Genomic DNA, 17,773 nt, shown 5'->3' with positions numbered 1-17,773 from the left:
GCGACAGAAGTCTGGCGGAGACGGACGGGAATCGAACCCGCCAGACCGAGCTACTCGGCCTCACCGGTTTTGAAGACCGGGGCGCCCACCAGGACACGTACGCCTCCAAGGGGAAACCCTAGCACCGCATATCCCTGGCGCGTCAGCCGGTTCCGCCCTGAGGGGTTAGGCTCACAGGTATGACTGGTACCGAGCCCTCCCTGACAGCAATCGACGCCATCCAACTAACCGGCTACGCGCACGGCGGCGGCTGCGCGTGCAAGATCCCGCCCGGAGAGCTCGAGGACGCCGTTCGCGGCCTGACGGGGGTCGCCCACCCGGATGTCCTCGTCGGCCTGGATGACGGCGACGATGCCGCGGCGGTGCGCATCGCCGACGGCCTCGCGGTCATCTCCACCGCCGACTTCTTCACGCCCATGGTCAACACCCCCTACGACTGGGGCCGTATTGCCGCCGCCAACGCGCTCTCCGACGTCTACGCGATGGGTGGGCGTCCCGTCACCGCCCTCAACCTCGTCGGCTGGCCGCGGGAGGTGCTGCCGATGGAGATCCTCACCGAGGTGCTGCGCGGTGGCATGGACGTGGCCAACGAGGCCGGTGCCCCGGTGACCGGCGGGCACTCCATCGACTCCCCCGAGCCGACGTACGGCATGGCCGTCACCGGCATCGCCGACCCGGACAAGCTGATGCGCAACGACGCCGCCGAGGCCGGCCTGCCGATCACGCTGACGAAGCCGATCGGTGTGGGCCTGCTCAACAACCGGCACAAGGCCACCGGCGAGATCTTCCAGGCGGCGATCGACAGCATGACCGCCCTCAACCGGGACGCCGCACAGGCCGCGCTGGCGGCGGGTGCGCGGGCCGCCACCGACGTCACCGGCTTCGGCCTGCTCGGCCACCTGTACAAGATGTGCCGGGCCTCCGGCATCGGGGCGGTGGTCGATTCCTCGGCGGTCCCCCACATCGACGGTGCGGACGAGGCCCTGCGCGACGGCTTCATCCCCGGCGGCAGCCGGCGCAACCTGGACTGGGTCCGTCCGAACCTCAGTGTCGGTGAGGGGGTGACCGAGGACGACCTGCTGGTGCTGGCCGACGCCCAGACCTCCGGCGGGCTGCTGGTCATCGGCGAGGTCCCCGGCTACCCCGTCATCGGCGAGACCGTCGCCGGGCAGGGCACCGTGACCGTGAAGTAGGCGCGGCACAGCGGATTCTCCGTGCGACCCCTTCAGACCCGCACAGCACCGGACCCCACCGCCCAATAAGCTCCGGGGCACAACAACTCCCCCACGCTTTGAGTAGATTCCCACTCGTTTGAATCGGGATGACATCACCCGAAGCGTGGGGTGTCCCGCTGCGCCCCTCCCGCCCGGCACGGTCAGTGGAACGGCGGCAGAATCTGGTGTCCCACGAGGTCGTCGAAGAGCTGCAGCAGACGGGTCTCGTGTCCAGGGAGTCGTGGAAACCGGCCTGGCGGATCTTCACGGTGAAGGTGGTGTTGTCCGCCTTGTAGTGGAAGAGGAAGTCACCGACCGGCCAGCCGACGCGCTCATCAAAGGGGGCGCCCACCACACCGTGACGTTCCACGAGGCGCTTCCACATGTCGCGGCGGGTGGTGCGGGCGGGCAGAGCAAGCCCATGGGCGCCAGCCATGACGCCGGCCCCACCTCCCATTATTCTGATTTTTTGCGGTGACCCCTCCCGGTCCCGGACATGACGAAAGGGCGCGTCCCCGGAAGTGGAAGCGCGCTCCGTCGGCAGCCGTTCCCGCGGGAACGGCCCGTCTTACCGGACGGTGGTGATGGAGTCGGCGACCTTGCCCTGCGCCTGCCGCTCCGCCAGGCGGCGCTTCTGCGGCTCGACGGTGTAGCGCGGGTCCTTCGCCGAGTTCAGGCCGGCGTGCAGGACGCCGAATCGCGTCAGCGCGGAACCGGCCAACAGGGCGGCACCGGAGGCGGCGGCGACGATGCGGTTGCGGCCCCCCAGTAGCGCGCCCAGTCCGCCGCCGATGACCAGCTTCTCGCTCAGGCGGAGGAACTTCCCGGGCCTGCCCTGGTGCATCGGCTCATTGGCGACGGGGTCCATCTGCGCGTCCATGGTGCGGGTGGCGACGACATCGCCGACCGCCCCCGCCACCGCGAGGGCGCGGGCCGGACCCGCCTCCTCCACCGGGGTGGTGATCATGGCCAGACCGCCGGAGGCCAGGCTGGCGGAGCTGACGAACACGAACGGCAGGTGGTCCTTCGCCGCGTTCCACGTCGGCACCGCGGTGTCCGACAGCAGTACCGAGGTGTAGACCGCCAGCGGCGCACCGAGGGCACCGGAGGCGAGCCCGGCCGGACCGGACAGCTTGTGCAGGATGTTCCGGGCGAACTTCGGCAGCGGTACCTTCCGGCCGGTCATGTCGTCAAGCTCAGCGACCGCGGCCACCCCCGCGGGCGTGGCGAAGCTGACCAGGATCCAGGAACCCACGCTCATCGGGGAGCTGAGCTTGAAGGTGCGCAGCATGTTGAGGAACCGCTCGGGACGGCCGAGATCCGCGACCAGGGCCAGCGAGCCGAGCGCGGCTCCACCGAGCGCGGCCAGTCGGCCGTTGCGGCGCAGTTTCGTGCGCCCGGTCAGCTGTCCACCCACGCTGAGCAGCGCGGAACCGCCGGCCACGCCCCCCAGGAACAGGTAGATCGCGATGGGGTTCTCCCACGGCGGAGCCTTGACCACCTGGCGGCCGTAGTAGGAGGAGAACTCCGCCTCCGGCACCATCGGCATCGGACGGGAACCGTCTCCGCCCGAGCCGAGCCATGCGTTGCGTTTCTTCTTCTTTCCGCCGTCCCGGCGCTTGCGGGACTTCTCCGGTGGCCGGAGGCTGTCGAAACGGGAGGTCGTCACTTGCGGCCTCCCATCAGGAACGCACCGGCCACGGCCCCCAGCATGCCCAGTGCCGCGACACCGGCCTTCTTCGCCATCTGCGGCAGGTCAGCGGTGGGCACGCGCGGATCCGGCGGAAGACCGTAGACCTCGGGTTCATCGAGCAGCAGGAAGATGGAGCCGGTGCCACCGACGCCGTCCTCGGGGTTCGCGCCGTAGAGGCGCGCCTCGGTCATGCCCTGCGCGTGCAGCTCGGCCACCCGCGCCTGGGCGATCTCGAGCAGCTCGTCGTGCTCGCCGTACTTGATGGAGGTGGTCGGGCAGGCCTGGGCGCACGCCGGGGTCTGGCCGTCCTTGATGCGGTCGTAGCACAGGGTGCACTTCTGGGCGACGCCGACGTTGTGCTTCGTGTCGTCCGCGCCCGGGATGAAGTCCTCCTCCTGCGGGGCCTGGCTGCGGTCCTCCTTCACGCTCACCCCGCCATCGGAGCGGCGCTCGATCACGCCGAAGGGGCAGCCGGCGACACAGGTGCCGCAACCGTTGCAGACGTCGTCCTGGACGACGACGGTGCCGTGCTCGGTGCGGAAGAGCGCACCGGTCGGACAGACGTCCAGGCAACCGGCGTGAGTGCAGTGTTTGCACACGTCCGAGGACATCAGCCAGCGGAAGTCCGGGGTGTCCGGCGGAGTCGTGTCGACGTCGCTGAGATCCTGCTTCTGCTCGGCCGGCGAGCCGATGGACGGCATGCCCAGACCGACCAGCTTGCGGCCGGACTCGCGGGCCTCCTCGAGGCGGTCCTTCCCCTGCTCGACGAAGGCCACGTGCCGCCAGGTGTCGGCACCGAGAGACTCGGTGTTGTCGTAGGACGACTCCGACAGCTTGAAGTCCGAGTCCACCGGGTTCTGGTTCCACTCCTTGCAGGCGACCTCACAGGCCTTGCAGCCGATGCAGATCGAGGTGTCCGTGAAGAAACCCTTGCGCGGCTGTGCCTCGTCCCCGTATTGGATGTGCGTGGGCGTCTCGATCAACGGGTTGATCGTCATCTATTTCTCCTTCCCGTCGTCGTTCCCGGATTCCAATTCGGCCTCCGGATCGGTCACCTTCTCGTTGCTGGTTTCGGTCGTCAGTCCTGCCCGCTCGTGGTACTCGTCAATGAGCTTGAGCAGGTCCTTGCCCCGCGGACGGCGACCCGGCCGGATATCGCAGGCACCGATCTTGGACTCCTGAATCTGGACATTCGGATCCAGCGTCACGCCCAGTAGATCGTTGGCGGAGTCGCCGCTGACCACGGCATTGTCGCCGTTCGCCCAGTGATACGGCAGGCCGATCTGGTGGAAGGTCTTCCCGCCGACCTTCAACGCCTTGACACGTTCAGTGACCAGCACCTTCGCCTCGATGGCGGTACGCGGCGAGATGATCGTGGCCCAGCCGTAGTTCTCCAGACCGCGTTCCTCCGCCAGCTCCGGGGAGATCTCGCAGAACATCTCCGGCTGCAGCTCCGACAGGTACGGCAGCCAGCGGCTCATTCCACCGGCCGTGTGGTGTTCGGTCAGCCGGTAGGTGGTGAAGATGAACGGGTAGACGTCCGTGCCGGCGGCCCCGGCGCTCTGCGCACTGAGATTGTCCTCGCGCGGGAAGATCAGCCGGGCCGGGTTCGCCTGCTGCGCGTACAGCGGGTTGTCGACCGGCGACTCCTGTGGCTCGTAGTGCGTCGGCAACGGACCGTCGATCGTGCCCTTGGGGGCATACAGCCAGCCCTTGCCGTCGGCCTGCATGATGAACGGGTCAATGCCCGAGAGTGCGGCGACACCGGTGGCGTCCCGGTCCGGACGGGAGTCCGGAGCGAGACCGACCGGGAAGTCCGGCACGTCGTCGCCTACCCACTTGCCCTGCTCGGCGTCCCACCAGATGTACTTCTTGCGCTCACTCCACGGCTTGCCCTCAGGATCAGCGGAGGCGCGGTTGTAGAGGATGCGCCGGTTGGCGGGCCAGGCCCAGCCCCACTCGAGTGCGGTCTCGTTCTGCTCGCGCCCCGGCTTGCGCCGGGCGGCCTGGTTGACGCCGTCGGCGTAGACCCCGGTGTAGATCCAGCAGCCGCCCGAGGTTGAGCCGTCGGCCTTCATCTCGGTGAAGGCGGACAGCGGCTGCCCAGCCTTCTCGCCGGTGAGGTGGTGGCCGTTGATCTCGGCCAGCACCGCCTCGGCGTCGGGATCGCCGTGCTCGTCGGTCGGGTAGTCCCAGGTGACCGACTGCAGCGGCAGATCACGCGGATCCGTGGAGTCCGCCACCTTGGCGCGGATACGTTGGCCGAGCTTGTAGAAGAACTCCAGCTCACTCTTGGCGTCTCCCGGCGGATTGACCGCCTTGTGGCGCCACTGCAGCATACGCTGCGTCTGGGTGAAGGTACCCGCCTTCTCCACGTGGGTGGCGGCTGGCATGAAGAACACCTCGGTGTCGATGTCCTCGGTGCGCAGCTCGCCCGTCTCGATCTCGGGACTGTCCTTCCAGAAGGTGGCCGTCTCGATCAGCTGGAAGTCGCGGACGACCAGCCACTTCAGGTGGGACAGACCTTCGCGCTGCATCCGGCCGTGGGCGGAGCCCACCGCCGGGTTCTGGCCGAAGACGAAGTAGCCGTCGACCTTGTCCTCGATCATGGCCATCGTGGTGTGGTACGTGTCGTGGGCGCCGTTGATCTTCGGCAGGAACTTGTAGCCCCAGTCGTTGTCCTCGGTGGCCGCGTCGCCGAACCACGACTTGAGCAGGCTGACGGTGTAGGCGTCCGCATTCGACCAGAAGCCCTTCTGCTCCGGTGAGGCGATGTCGCGGACGTACTCCTCCAGCGTCTGTTCCTCCACGCTCGGCATCGGAAGATAGCCGGGCAGCAGGTTGAACAGCGTCGGGATGTCGGTCGAGCCCTGGATACTGGCGTGTCCGCGCAGCGCCATGATGCCGCTGCCCGGACGGCCGACATTACCCAGCAGAAGCTGGAGAATTGTCGAGGTGCGGATGAACTGCGCGCCCAGGGTGTGCTGGGTCCAGCCGACGGCGTAGGCGAAGCAGGTGGTTCGCTCGCGTCCGGAGTTCTCGGTGATCGTGCGGGCGAGGTACTCGAAGTCCTCCCGCGGGACACCGCAGGCCTCCTCCACCATCTCCGGCGTGTAGCGGGAGTAGTGGCGCTTGAGGATCTGGAAGACGGTGTTCGGATCCTCCAGCGTCTCGTCTGTCTCGAAGCGCCAGGATTCGACCTTGGGGCCACCTGCACCATAGGCGTGGGGCCGGGCCTCCTCCGCCATCTCCGCGCCGTCGTCGTTGCACTCGCCGACGGCCTCCGCCTGATCCCCCCGGGCCTTGTAGGCCCAGGACTCCAGGTCGTACTCCCCGGTCTCCGGGTCATAGCCGGAGAACAGTCCCTCGAGGTCCTCGGTGTCCCGGAATTCATCACGGATGATCGTGGCCGCATTGGTGTACGCGAGCACGTACTCCTTGAACCACAGATCGTTGCTGAGCACGTAGTTGATCAGCGCACCGAGCAGCACGATGTCCGAACCGGCACGCAGGGCGATGTGCCGGTTCGACACGGCCGAGGTACGGGTGTACCGCGGGTCAACGTGGATGACCTTGGCGCCCCGTGCCTTGGCCTCCGTCACCCACTGGAAGCCCACCGGGTGGTTTTCGGCCATGTTGGATCCCTGAATGACGATGCAGTCAGCATTCGCCATATCCTGCAGCGACTGGGTGGCGCCGCCGCGTCCGAACGAGGTTCCCAGACCGGGAACCGTGGCGGAGTGTCATATGCGGGCCTGGTTTTCCAGCTGAATCGCGCCGGCGGCGGTGAACAGCTTCTTGATGAGGTAGTTCTCCTCATTGTCGAGGGTCGCTCCACCGAGGCCTGCGATGCCCATGGTGCGGTTGATCGGACGGCCCTGATCATCGGTGTCCTGCCAGCCGTTGCGACGGGCCTCCATGAACCGGTCGGCGATCATGTCGATGGCGGTGTCGACGTCGAGTCGCTGCCATTCCTTCGCCTTGGGCGCACGGTAGAGCACCTCGGTCTGACGGCTCGAGGAGTTCACGAGCTGCTCACTGGCGGAGCCCTTCGGGCACAGGCGGCCGCGGGAGACCGGTGAATCCGGATCCCCCTCGATCTGGATGACCTTCTCATCCTTGACGAAGACCCGCTGGCCGCAGCCGACGGCGCAGTACGGGCAGACACTTTGGACGACCCGGTCGGCGGTGGTGGTGCGCGCGGTGAGGTCCTTGGACTTTTGGGACTGGACGTTTTCGCCGCGGCCGAATGCATCGCCCGACCGCAGCTGCCGGATTACCGGCCACTCCAGGAGACTTTTTCGCGACATGCCACAACCCTAGCCCTTCTCCCTCTGGGCTGCCATGCATCGCCCTCGAGATGACAAGGTTTCGGTGTCGTTTCGGTGTCCGCCCGGGCAACGGGCGTCAGAAGGCTCAGAAAGTCAGTACAAGACGACCGCGTACCCCGCCCGCCTCCAGGCGCCGGTGCGCCTCCGGAGCCTGTTCCTTCGGCAGCACATCCGCCACGCGGAGGGAGACAATCCCCTGTTCAGCCTGCTCGCGCAGTATGTCCAGCTTCTCCCGCTCGCGGGCGTAGTCCACCACGAGGATGGGGCGGAAGGTGATGCCCCGTTCACCGGGTTCATCGTAGCCGCGGATGGTGATGATCGTCCCGCCGTCGCGGACCGCGGGGGCGAACCGCTCGAGCAGCAGAGCCCCGTCGACGCCCCCGTCGACGCCGTCGGGGTACCGCTCGCGCACCAGATCCGCGAAGCCGTCGCCGCGCCGCAGCACGACGTCGGCCCCGAGCGAGCGCCCGAGCTCTTCGTCCTTCTCGGCCGCATCCGCCACCACGGTCAGACCGTCCGCCTTGGCCAGCTGCACGACGTAACCGCCCATCGCCCCGGCAGCGCCTGTCACGGCGATCACGTCTCCGGCGGACAGCCCGAGGGTGTCGAGCGCGAGCCGGGCGGTGAGCCCGTTCATCGGTAGGGTCGCGGCCTCCACGTGATCCGCTCCGCGCGGGGCGGAGACGACCGAGTCCGCCGGAACCGCGAGCAGCTCGGAGTAGGCGCCGTGAGAACCACTCGGCACGACGACCGCCATCACCGCGTCGCCGACCTCGAGGTCGGTGCGCGTCCCCGAACCGATCTCCCGGACCACCCCGGCGGCGTCCATGCCCGGCACGAAGGGCGGCCGGTGGTTGCCGGCCGCTCGCTGCCCGGCGCGGCCGACGGTGTCGGTCGGGTTCACCGCGGCGGCGTGGGCGCGGATCAGGATCTCTCCCTCGCGCGGCGCGGGGTCCTCCAGATCGACGACCTCGAGGACCTCCGGTCCGCCTGTCCCATGAAATCCAATTGCCTTCATACCCGGCCAACGGGCCAGACCCCGGCGAAAGTTCCCCCGGACTGTGTCAGGGACCACCTTTTCGAGAGGGGCTACCGTCAATGCCAACATCGATCCAGGTCAGAGACCAAAACCTTGTCAGTGCCCACCGATGTGTGCAACATGGGGGTTACAAAAGCGGCGGTCGGGCGACCGTAGCAGAGGCGTTTCGACCCCGCTGAACAACAATCGAGGAGGTCAACGTGAAGCTCCCTTGGCTCAAGTCCGCACTCGAGAACAATGACGGTCCTTTCCTGTCCGTCTATCTCGACACCACCCGAACAGACCCCACCGCCGCTTCAGAGCTTGAAACCCGGTGGCAGCAGTTCCGTTCACAGGTCGCTGAGGAGGGCGCGCCACGGGCAATCCTCGATGAGATCGAGGAGAGCATTCTCCGCCAGCCGTCGATCGGCGGTCGCCACGGTCGGGCGATCCTGGCCACCGACTCCGAGATCGTGCTCGATCGTGTGCTGCCCGTCCCACCGCATCAGGAGCTGGCCCACTGGGGCGACCGGCCGAAGCTGCTGCCCCTGCTGCAGCTGACCCCGTACGCCGTCAGTCAGCTGCTCATCGAGGTCGACCGGGCGGGTGCGGATCTGCACCTGCGCGCCCCCGAGGACCCGAACCTGTCCAAGAGCGCCAATGGTCGGGGTGATGAGCTCACCGTCGACGGCGGTCACGATGAACTGCACAAGACCCGCTCCTCCGGTGCCGACTCCGGCCATTCGGGGCACGGCTGGCGCTCCGACAACTTCGAGGCCCGCGTCGAGGACTCCTGGGAGCGCAACGCCGAGGCCGTGGCCGAGGCCGTGAACAAGTTGGTGGCGGAGCGCAAGCCGCACATGGTGCTGCTCACCGGCGATGTCCGGGCCCAGGGTCTGCTCAAGGCCGAGCTCAAGCGCGAGGTGCTCGACCGGCTGGTCACCCTCTCCGGTGGCACCCGCGGGGTCAGTCTTGAGCGGGACTCCTTCCGCGAGGAACTGGCGAAGGCGACCCAGGAATACATCGACAACAGCCAGCGGGAGCTGGATGAGCGTTTCCAGGAGACCCAGGGCCGCGACATCGGTTCCGTCTCGGGTGGTGCCCGGGTGGCCGAGGTGCTGCAGCGCGGCCAGGTCGACGAGCTGATCTTCATCCCGGGCCAGGAGCCCGAGAACATCGAGGAGCTGCTCTACCAGGCGATCCAGACCGATGCGGGCGTGTACGCGGTGGACGACGAGTTCACCGAGCTGCCCGGCGGGGTCGCCGCGTTCCTGCGTTGGGACGATGACGCCACCCCGTCCAGCCAGGTGCCCAGCATGTCCAATGATCCGCGCCGCGAGCGCGCCGTGGACCCGGATCGCGACGAGGTCTCGCCCCGGCAGGCGGAGGAGGAGAAGCTGAGGAGCTGACACAGCTGATGGACCACTCCCCCAGGGAGTGAATTCCGGAAACGACCCCGGTGGCATCCCGCCGGGGTCGTTTCCCTTTCCACCCGCGGCGGACCGGACAAGTGACGACATCCTGCCGCGGTCACGGTCCTCCGGTAAAATGTGGCCATGATCCGTCAGGCCACGGCGGCCGACGCGAGGACCGTCGGCACGCTGCTCCACCGGTTCAACGCCGAGTTCGGGGTACCCGAACCCGCGGCGGTCGAGTTCGCGCGGCGCTTCGAGACGCTCCTAGCCCGCGACGATGTCATCGTTCTCCTGGCCGGCGGGGAGGAAGCGGTCGGCTTCGCATTCGCGACGCTGCGCCCGACCCCCTACCACGACGGCCCCCTCGCACAGCTCGAGGAGCTCTACGTCGAACCTGCACGCCGCAGTGAGGGCATCGGCGGCCGGATTCTGGACGAGCTGCTCCGGCTCGTGCGGGCCCACGGCTGCGAGGAGATGCACATCGGCGTCGACGCCCCCGACACTGAGGCCCGGCGCTTCTACGAACGGCACGGTTTCACCAACATCGAGCCCGACGGCGGCGGCGCGATGCTGCTGTATCTGCGCGAGTTCGGGTAGGCCCCTTCAGCCCGGCATCGCCAGGCAAAACACGTTGCTCCCGCCATCGTCTGCCGGGACCTCCCTGCATCCCGCCCGTTCACATTGCCTGGCCACCTCTCCTCAGGGGCGCCTGGCACACGCATGCACACCTACCTGCGCAAGCACGGAATCTGGCAGGAGCGCGGGACACGCTCGCGCGCGGTCGCGTTACTGCACCGAAGCCACCCGCTCGTGGAAGTGGCGATGCGCCTGCGCCATCCACAACTTGCCACGTCTCATCGCGCCGGGACACGGAGAAACAGGCGTCGATTGCAGTTCATGAACCACCGCCATCTCATAAAGGTGCGCAGCCACCCCGAGGGCCGGCAATCCCCCTTATCGCGCCGAGGCATTTTCCTCCAGAAAATCATCTGCCACCCGCCCCCTTTAGGGGGTAATTACGGAAATCCCAAGCAAACTACGCCCTTATAAGTCAAATTCCCACGCAGAGCCACATTTTGGGGTGAGAGTCAGAACAGATCGGCCATTGCTCAACGCAATAGCAAATAGTTCTATTTATCCGCCTTACCTACAGTTGTTCGGGTCTGACAATCTTCTGAAAGTCTTCTCACCGCAGGTACATGGGGCGGTGAGCGTGGTATTTCAAGAGGAGGAACTCATGACCACGGTTGATCCCCACCCGCCGAACGACGTCCTCGAAGGTGCTGACGACGGGGTGTCCAATCAAAAACCTTCAATAGAGAGATCACGCTCTCCGGTCAACTGGCCGGTGTTCGTGACCTCAGCGACCCTCATCATCGCCTTCGTCCTGTGGGCGTGGCTCGCCCCCGGGCAGGCTGAGGTAGTGATCTTTGGCGCCATGGACTGGGTCGCCACACATCTTGGCTGGTACTACATTCTCACCGCCGGACTCGTTGTAGTCTTCGTGCTGGTCGTGGCTTTCTCAAGGGTCGGAAACACCAAGATGGGCCCGGACCACTCCACCCCGAAGTTCAATCCCTTCACCTGGGCGGCGATGCTCTTCGCCGCTGGCATCGGCGTTGACCTGATGTTCTTCGGCATCTCCGGTCCGGCCACCAACTACCTCACCCCGCCAGAGGGTGCGCCACTGTCCGAAGATGCCGCACGTATGGCCCCGTTGTGGACGATGTTTCACTACGGCATCCCAGGTTGGGCAATGTATGCGCTGATGGGCATGGCCTTCGGACTGTTCGCCTACCGCTATCACCTGCCGCTGAGCATCCGCTCGGCGCTGGCTCCGGTCTTCGGCCGCCGGATCCACGGTGCGGCGGGGCACGGTGTCGAGATCTTCGCCACCATCGGCACCATCTTCGGCATCGCTGTCTCGTTGGGTATCGGCGTGGTGTTCCTGAACTTCGGTTTGTCCTATCTCTTCGACATCCCCACCACCACTGCCGTCCAGATTGGCTTGATCGCCCTGTCCGTCATCGTCACCATTGTGTCCACTGTGTCCGGTGTGGACCGCGGAATCCGGCGCCTGTCGGAGCTCAACGTCGTTCTGGCCGTTGCGCTGATGCTGTGGGTGCTGTTCACCGGGAAAACCACCGATCTACTCAACGCGCTGGTCCAGAATATCGGTGATTTCTTCAGCCGTTTCCCGTCGATGATGCTGAACACCTTCGCTTATACCGACGGTGCCCCGGGTTACGCGGCGGACCAGTGGTTGGCTGATTGGACCCTGTTCTTCTGGGCGTGGTGGATCGCCTGGGCTCCCTTCGTCGGCCTGTTTCTGGCGCGTATCTCCCGCGGCCGCACTCTGCGGCAGTTCGTCCTCGGTGTGCTTCTGATCCCCTTCGGCTTCATCCTGCTGTGGACCTCCATCTTCGGCAACGCTGCCCTCGGGTTCTTCCGGGACGGGGACCGGGCCTTCCTCGAGATGGCCGTCAATACCCCGGAATCCGGCTTCTTCAACCTGTTGGCACAACACCCGGGCACCACCTTCACGGTCGCCCTGGCAGTGATCACCGGCATGCTCTTCTATGTCACCTCCGCGGACTCCGGGTCCCTCGTGATGGCCAACATGACGTCGAAGCCCTCGGCCACCGACTCTGACGGGGCGCCGTGGCTGCGTATCGTCTGGGCGGTGCTGACCGGTGCGCTGACGCTGGTGATGCTGTTGATCGATGGTGTCTACACGCTGCAGGCGGCCACTGTGCTGATCGGTCTGCCGTTCTCGGTGGTCATCTACCTCCTGATGATCAGTGTTTGGCGGGTGCTGCAGTCCGAGCGGTACGCCCTCGATTCACGACAGGCCTCGCTGGCTGGTGCGCTCTCGGGTCGCATGCGCGACGCCGGTGGCCGCAGCAACTGGCGTCAGCGGCTCCTCCGCCGAATGTCTTTCCCCTCAGCCGGGCAGGTGACCAAATACGTGGAAAACGTGGCCGCCCCAGCGGTCGAGGAAGTCGCCGCAGAACTGGAGACACTCGGCGTCGACGTCTCCTGTCACCGGGGCGAACACCCCGACTATCCGATCCCCTACGTGGATCTGGTGGTCAAGTTCCCGGATCAGGACAACTTCAAGTACCAGGCCTACCCGGTCGCCTGTTCCGTCCCGAGCTTCGCGGTCAACCTCTCTGCGGTCGAAGACGTGTACTTCAAGCTCGAGGTCTTCTCCCTCACGGGTTCCCAGGGCCGCGACATCATGGGCTACTCCAAGGAACAAGTCATCTCCGACATCCTCGACGCCTACGACGCCCACCTGACCTACATGTCCCTGACCGGAGTCCGCGGCACTCCCACCCGGGAGGTTCACGCCGGTGCACCGGAGGAGTGGGTCGACACCGATCAGATCGATCCCGACGCCCCTCCCATGGACTTCGGCACCGCCCCATACCCCAACCCACAGAACCCATAACGGAGGCACAACATGACTGAACAACGCCACGACACCGCCACCCTCTACATTGACGGGAAGTGGGAGTCCTCATCCTCCGGAGAAACCCGCACCGTGATCTGCCCTGCCGACGGTTCCACCGTCGGGGTCGTCTCCGAGGCGGCGACGGCAGACACCGAGGCCGCCATCGCCGCCGCCCGGCGCGCTTTCGATTCCCGCGTGTGGGCTGACCGCCCGGCAGCCGAACGCGGTGATTTCCTGTTCCGGGTCGCGGACGCCCTGACCGAACGCAAAGACGAATTCGCGCGCGCCGAAGCGCTCGACACCGGCAAGCGCCTGGTCGAGGCCGAGGGCGACATGGATGACATCATCTCCTGCTTCCGCTACTTCGGGAAGATCGCCGACCAGCACCCCGGCCGTCTCGTCGACGCAGGGGACGACTCCGTGATCTCCCGCGTCGTCTACGAGCCGATCGGTGTCTGCGGCATGATCACCCCGTGGAACTTCCCGCTGCTTCAGGCAGCATGGAAGATCGCCCCAGCACTGGCCGCCGGAAATTCCTTCGTGATCAAGCCCGCCGAACTCACTCCGCACACGACGATCCTCATCATCGACGTGCTCGACCAGCTAGGTCTGCCAGCGGGCGTCGCCAACCTCGTGCTTGGCGACGGTGGCACCGTGGGCGCCCCCCTGTCCTCCCACCCGGACGTCGACCTGGTCTCCTTCACCGGTGGTCTGGTGACCGGCCGGAAGATCGCCGAATCCGCCTCACGCACCATCAAGAAGGTCGCCCTCGAGCTCGGCGGAAAGAACCCGAACATCGTCTTCGCGGACGCCGATTTCGACGCCGCGCTGGACAACGCTCTGAACGCCGGTTTCCTGGATTCCGGCCTGGTCTGCTCCGCCGGTGCCCGGTTGATCGTCCAGGACACCATCGCGGAGAAGTTCGTCGACGAACTGGTTCGCCGCGCCGAGGGGATCGTCATGGGCGGCCCCTTCGACGAGAAGGCGGAGACCGGACCATTGGTTTCCGCGGAGCACCGGGACAAGGTCACCGACTATGTCAATCGCGGCATCGCGGCCGGGGCCCGGCTGCGCACGGGCGGCCACTGGGGCGGCCCGGAGCACGAGAAGGGCTTCTTCTACGCGCCGACGGTGCTCGACCGGTGCGCCTCAGGAATGGCGGTTGTCGTGGAGGAGGGATTTGGCCCGGTCATCACCGTCGAGACCTTCTCCACCGAGGAGGAGGCTGTCGCGCTCGGCAATGACACGGAATACGGTCTCGCCGGCGCGGTGTGGACCTCGGACGCGGGCATCGCCAACCGGGTCTCGCGCCGCCTGCGCCACGGCACCATCTGGATCAACGACTTCCACCCCTACCTACCGCAGGCCGAGTGGGGCGGTTTCAAGATGTCCGGCGTGGGGCGTGAACTGGGACCGACCGGCCTCGAGGAGTACCGCGAGGCCAAGCATATCTACCAGAACACGGAACCCGCGGTGTCCGGCTGGTTCCCGGAGAAGCACTAGGGGATTCCATCCGCCGTAACAGGGGCAACAACCCCAAGCAAAACCAACGTGCTGTTCCTTACCCGCGGAACGGCACCCACAACTGAAAGGGAAAGACATCTTGACGGTAAAGAACACCGAGCAGAACCCGGAGCAGAGCTACGACTACATCGTCGTCGGCGGCGGATCCTCGGGAGCCGTGGTCGCGGCACGCCTCAGTGAGGACCCGAACGTTTCCGTCGCGCTGGTCGAGGCCGGCCCGACGGACACCGACAAGGACGAGGTGCTGCAGCTCAAGCGTTGGCCGGAACTACTGGAATCGGGATTGGACTGGGATTACCCGATCGAGCCGCAGGAGAACGGAAACTCCTTCATGCGCCACTCCCGGGCCAAAGTGCTCGGAGGTTGTTCCTCGCACAACTCCTGCATCGCCTTCCACCCGCCGGCGGAGGACATGAATCTCTGGGAGGAGCTCGGGGCGGAGGGCTGGAACGCTGAAATCATCCTGCCGCTGATCAAGCGCCTGGAGACCAATGACCGGGCAGGTGAGCACCATGGCCACGACGGTCCGGTCCACCTGATGAGTGTTCCACCGAAGGACCAGCTGGGTGTGGCTCTCCTGGACGCCTGCGAACAGCAGGGTATTCCGCGCACCCCGTTCAACGAGGGGGAGACGGTCGTCAAGGGCGCCGATTTCTTCCAGATCAACTCGAAGGCGGACGGCACCCGGTCGTCCTCCTCAGTGTCCTATCTGCACCCGATTCTGGAGCGGGAGAACCTCGACATCCTCACGGACCGTCAGGTCGCCCGGATCCTGTTCGACGAGGACAAGCGTGCCACCGGCATCGAGTACCTCGACAATCCCTTCGGCCGCACCTCCATGATCAAGGCGAACCGGGAGGTCATCGTCTCCGCGGGGGCGATCGACACCCCGAAGCTGCTAATGCTGTCCGGTATCGGTCCGGCCGAGCACCTCGCGGAGGTCGGTGTCGAAGCCCTCGTCGACTCCCCCGGCGTGGGCTCCCACCTGCAGGACCACCCGGAGGCCGTGATCTCCTGGGAGTCCAAGGTCCCGATGACCCGGGAGGCCACCCAGTGGTGGGAGATCGGCATCTTCTCTCAGGTCGATGAGGACATCGATCTCCCGGATCTGATGATGCACTACGGATCGGTGCCCTTCGACATGCACACCCGTCGTCACGGCTACCCCACCGCCGACGAGAGCTTCGCGCTGACTCCGAACATCACGCATGCGAAGTCCCGCGGCACCGTGCGTCTCCGCTCCTGCGATTTCCGGGACAAGCCGAAGGTCGATCCGCGCTACTTCACCGATTCGGAGGGCTACGACATGCGCATCGCGGTCGAGGGGATAAAGCTCGCCCGTGAGATCGTTGCCCAGCCCGCCATGTCGGAGTACGCCGGGCGGGAGCTCTTCCCCGGCGAGGATGTGCAGTCCGACGCCGACATCGCGGAGTACGTGTCCAAGACCCACAACACCGTCTACCACCCGGCCGGTTCCTGCCGCATGGGCGCCGTGGACGACGAGATGTCTCCGTTGGATCCGCAGCTGCGGGTCAAGGGCGTGCGCGGCCTGCGCGTGGTGGACGCCTCCGCCATGCCGCAGCTGGTGGCGGTCAACCCGAACATCACCTGCATGCTCATGGGTGAGCGCGCCTCCGATCTGATCAAGGCCGATCAGGCGAAGTAGCGTCCGCCGGCCCGTCGGCTCCGAGTGCCTGGTTACCCTGCCCTGGAGCGCGTTATCGATGCGGCCACTGCGAAAGCGGGGCAACGGTAGCCAAGTGCAGCCGCCATCTGAAAGGCGTATGGTCGATGCCCGTGCACCTTTCCCCGTATCTCCTGGTGTCCTCCGCTCACCCGAAGTGGTCCACGGCGGTGCGGAAGGCCGCCTCGGCCTCGTCGCCGAACGGAACGAAAATGACCTGGCGCACCACCCCGCCGACCTCGTCGGTCATGGCCGCGGCGGTGTTCACGGCGATGCGTGCGGCGTCGACCATGGGCCAGCCGTACACACCGGCCGAGATCGCCGGGAACGCGACGGTTGCCACCCCCAGCTCCGCGGCCACCCGCAGCGATTCGCGGTAGCAGGAGGCCAGGATATCCGAACGGTCTTCGCCCTTGGCGTATACGGGACCAACAGTGTGGATCACCCAGCGTGCGGGCAGCTCGCCTGCGGTGGTGGCCACCGCCTGTCCCGCCGGCAGGCCGTCCGGTAGCTTCCCGGCCCGCAAGCGCCGACACTCCGCCAGGATCGCGCGGCCTCCGCGCCGGTGGATCGCCCCGTCGACTCCTCCGCCGCCGAGCAGGTTGGAGTTTGCCGCATTGACGACGGCGTCGACCTCGATGGTCGTGATGTCCCCGGGTTGAATGCGCAGTTCCACGCCCTCAGAGTAGCCACGTCCCCGCATCCCCGGCAACGGGTTTCCGCGGTCGACGGAGCCTTGGAATCGGATGACCGCAGTTGTAGCATGGGTCACATATCAGCTCCTCCTGCCGGCCCAGCTCCGACGAGGCCGGGGAAGGGACGACATGACGCACGGACAACCGGCGGATCGCCTGCGGCTCCGGGCGACGATGCGCGACATCGACCGTACCGGGTTCCTGCCGCCCCGGCAGCGCCCGCACGCGGGACAGGACGTCCCGCTGCCCATCGGCCACGGCCAGACCAACTCCCAGCCGACCACCGTGGCCACCATGCTCGAACTCCTTGAGGTGCGCGCGGGTGACCGCGTCCTCGACATCGGCTGCGGCTCCGGTTGGACCACCGCCCTGCTGTCCCGTCTGGTGGGAGAATCGGGCCAGGTCACCGGCGTGGAACGTATTCCCCAGCTGACCGAGTTCGGCCGGGACAACCTGGCCCGGCTGGAGCTGTCCAACGCGGAGATCCGGCAGGCCGTCCCGGAGGTGTTCGGTCTCCCCGACGACGGCCCCTTCGACCGCATTCTCGTCTCCGCCGAGGCCGATGAGCTCCCCGACGAACTGGTCGACCAGCTCGGTGCGGGCGGCATCCTGGTCATCCCGGTGGCCGGCCTGATGATCAAGGTCCGCCTGAACCACCCCGGAGCGCCGCGGGTGACCTACCACGGCGGTTTCCGCTTCGTCCCGCTGCTGCGCGAACGCTGATGTTCCATGGCCCGGGAAA

General features: G+C 66.6%; 13 protein-coding genes and 1 tRNA gene. 8 read left to right on the top strand and 6 right to left on the bottom strand.

Annotated elements, in window-relative coordinates; translation table 11 throughout:
- Window positions 1–12: 12 nt before the first annotated feature.
- Window positions 13–107, bottom strand: a tRNA-Sec gene (locus A605_RS05405).
- 72 nt (window positions 108–179) lie between these two features.
- Here A605_RS05405 and selD point away from each other — a divergent pair.
- Together selD and A605_RS05395 are read left to right on the top strand one after the other, a co-directional pair.
- On the top strand, window positions 180–1,193 hold the full coding sequence (gene selD / locus A605_RS05400) for a selenide, water dikinase SelD (protein WP_015400493.1): 1,014 nt from the start codon (window positions 180–182) through the stop codon (window positions 1,191–1,193).
- A gap of 262 nt (window positions 1,194–1,455) precedes the next feature.
- A complete protein-coding gene (locus A605_RS05395; protein WP_149029386.1) occupies window positions 1,456–1,692 on the top strand; it encodes a hypothetical protein in 237 nt (78 codons plus the stop codon).
- 90 nt (window positions 1,693–1,782) lie between these two features.
- Here the strand turns inward: A605_RS05395 and nrfD are convergent, their stop codons facing one another.
- From nrfD to A605_RS05370, 4 genes are all read right to left on the bottom strand, one after another.
- Entirely contained in the window at window positions 1,783–2,883 is a 1,101-nt protein-coding gene (nrfD, locus tag A605_RS05390) for an NrfD/PsrC family molybdoenzyme membrane anchor subunit (protein ID WP_015400491.1), read from the bottom strand.
- Entirely contained in the window at window positions 2,880–3,905 is a 1,026-nt protein-coding gene (locus A605_RS05385) for a 4Fe-4S dicluster domain-containing protein (protein ID WP_015400490.1), read from the bottom strand. The genes nrfD and A605_RS05385 overlap by 4 nt, the downstream gene beginning before the upstream one ends.
- Complete coding sequence (gene fdh / locus A605_RS05380; protein ID WP_244429008.1) at window positions 3,906–7,217, bottom strand: formate dehydrogenase; 3,312 nt, start codon at window positions 7,215–7,217, stop codon at window positions 3,906–3,908.
- Window positions 7,218–7,323: 106 nt separating this feature from the next.
- On the bottom strand, window positions 7,324–8,256 hold the full coding sequence (locus A605_RS05370; protein WP_015400487.1) for a quinone oxidoreductase family protein: 933 nt from the start codon (window positions 8,254–8,256) through the stop codon (window positions 7,324–7,326).
- Between the two features lie 221 nt (window positions 8,257–8,477).
- Between A605_RS05370 and A605_RS05365 the strand changes: the two genes are divergently transcribed.
- From A605_RS05365 to A605_RS05345, 5 genes are all read left to right on the top strand, one after another.
- On the top strand, window positions 8,478–9,665 hold the full coding sequence (locus A605_RS05365; protein ID WP_015400486.1) for a baeRF2 domain-containing protein: 1,188 nt from the start codon (window positions 8,478–8,480) through the stop codon (window positions 9,663–9,665).
- A 147-nt stretch (window positions 9,666–9,812) separates the two neighbouring features.
- A complete protein-coding gene (locus A605_RS05360) occupies window positions 9,813–10,268 on the top strand; it encodes a GNAT family N-acetyltransferase (protein ID WP_015400485.1) in 456 nt (151 codons plus the stop codon).
- A gap of 640 nt (window positions 10,269–10,908) precedes the next feature.
- Window positions 10,909–13,125 (top strand): choline BCCT transporter BetT, encoded by a 2,217-nt coding sequence (gene betT, locus A605_RS05355; protein WP_081602088.1) that lies wholly within the window; start codon window positions 10,909–10,911, stop codon window positions 13,123–13,125.
- A 12-nt stretch (window positions 13,126–13,137) separates the two neighbouring features.
- Complete coding sequence (locus A605_RS05350) at window positions 13,138–14,631, top strand: aldehyde dehydrogenase family protein (protein WP_015400483.1); 1,494 nt, start codon at window positions 13,138–13,140, stop codon at window positions 14,629–14,631.
- A gap of 100 nt (window positions 14,632–14,731) precedes the next feature.
- Window positions 14,732–16,318, top strand: a complete 1,587-nt coding sequence (locus A605_RS05345; RefSeq protein WP_015400482.1) for a GMC family oxidoreductase — start codon at window positions 14,732–14,734, stop codon at window positions 16,316–16,318.
- 166 nt (window positions 16,319–16,484) lie between these two features.
- Here A605_RS05345 and A605_RS05340 read toward each other — a convergent pair whose 3' ends face one another.
- Window positions 16,485–17,039, bottom strand: a complete 555-nt coding sequence (locus A605_RS05340; protein WP_015400481.1) for an O-acetyl-ADP-ribose deacetylase — start codon at window positions 17,037–17,039, stop codon at window positions 16,485–16,487.
- 121 nt (window positions 17,040–17,160) lie between these two features.
- On the opposite strand from A605_RS05340, the gene A605_RS05335 reads away from it, so the two are divergent.
- The gene (locus A605_RS05335) at window positions 17,161–17,754 is read left to right on the top strand and encodes a protein-L-isoaspartate O-methyltransferase family protein (RefSeq protein ID WP_015400480.1); all 594 of its coding nucleotides are present in this window, start codon (window positions 17,161–17,163) and stop codon (window positions 17,752–17,754) included.
- The last annotated feature ends 19 nt before the right edge of the window (window positions 17,755–17,773 follow it).

The organism is Corynebacterium halotolerans YIM 70093 = DSM 44683, from assembly GCF_000341345.1.
GTDB classification, from domain to species: domain Bacteria; phylum Actinomycetota; class Actinomycetes; order Mycobacteriales; family Mycobacteriaceae; genus Corynebacterium; species Corynebacterium halotolerans.
The sequence above is the reverse complement of the archived record's forward strand: the minus strand, read 5'-3'. Positions and strand labels throughout refer to the sequence as shown.

Bases quoted from the DNA above. Each gene is read 5' to 3' on its own strand.
- selD (WP_015400493.1), top strand. From the start codon at position 180: ATGACTGGTACCGAGCCCTCCCTGACAGCAATCGACGCCATCCAACTA.
- A605_RS05385 (WP_015400490.1), bottom strand. From the start codon at position 3,905: ATGACGATCAACCCGTTGATCGAGACGCCCACGCACATCCAATACGGG.
- A605_RS05370 (WP_015400487.1), bottom strand. From the start codon at position 8,256: ATGAAGGCAATTGGATTTCATGGGACAGGCGGACCGGAGGTCCTCGAG.
- A605_RS05360 (WP_015400485.1), top strand. From the start codon at position 9,813: ATGATCCGTCAGGCCACGGCGGCCGACGCGAGGACCGTCGGCACGCTG.
- betT (WP_081602088.1), top strand. From the start codon at position 10,909: ATGACCACGGTTGATCCCCACCCGCCGAACGACGTCCTCGAAGGTGCT.
- A605_RS05350 (WP_015400483.1), top strand. From the start codon at position 13,138: ATGACTGAACAACGCCACGACACCGCCACCCTCTACATTGACGGGAAG.
- A605_RS05340 (WP_015400481.1), bottom strand. From the start codon at position 17,039: ATGCGGGGACGTGGCTACTCTGAGGGCGTGGAACTGCGCATTCAACCC.
- A605_RS05335 (WP_015400480.1), top strand. From the start codon at position 17,161: ATGACGCACGGACAACCGGCGGATCGCCTGCGGCTCCGGGCGACGATG.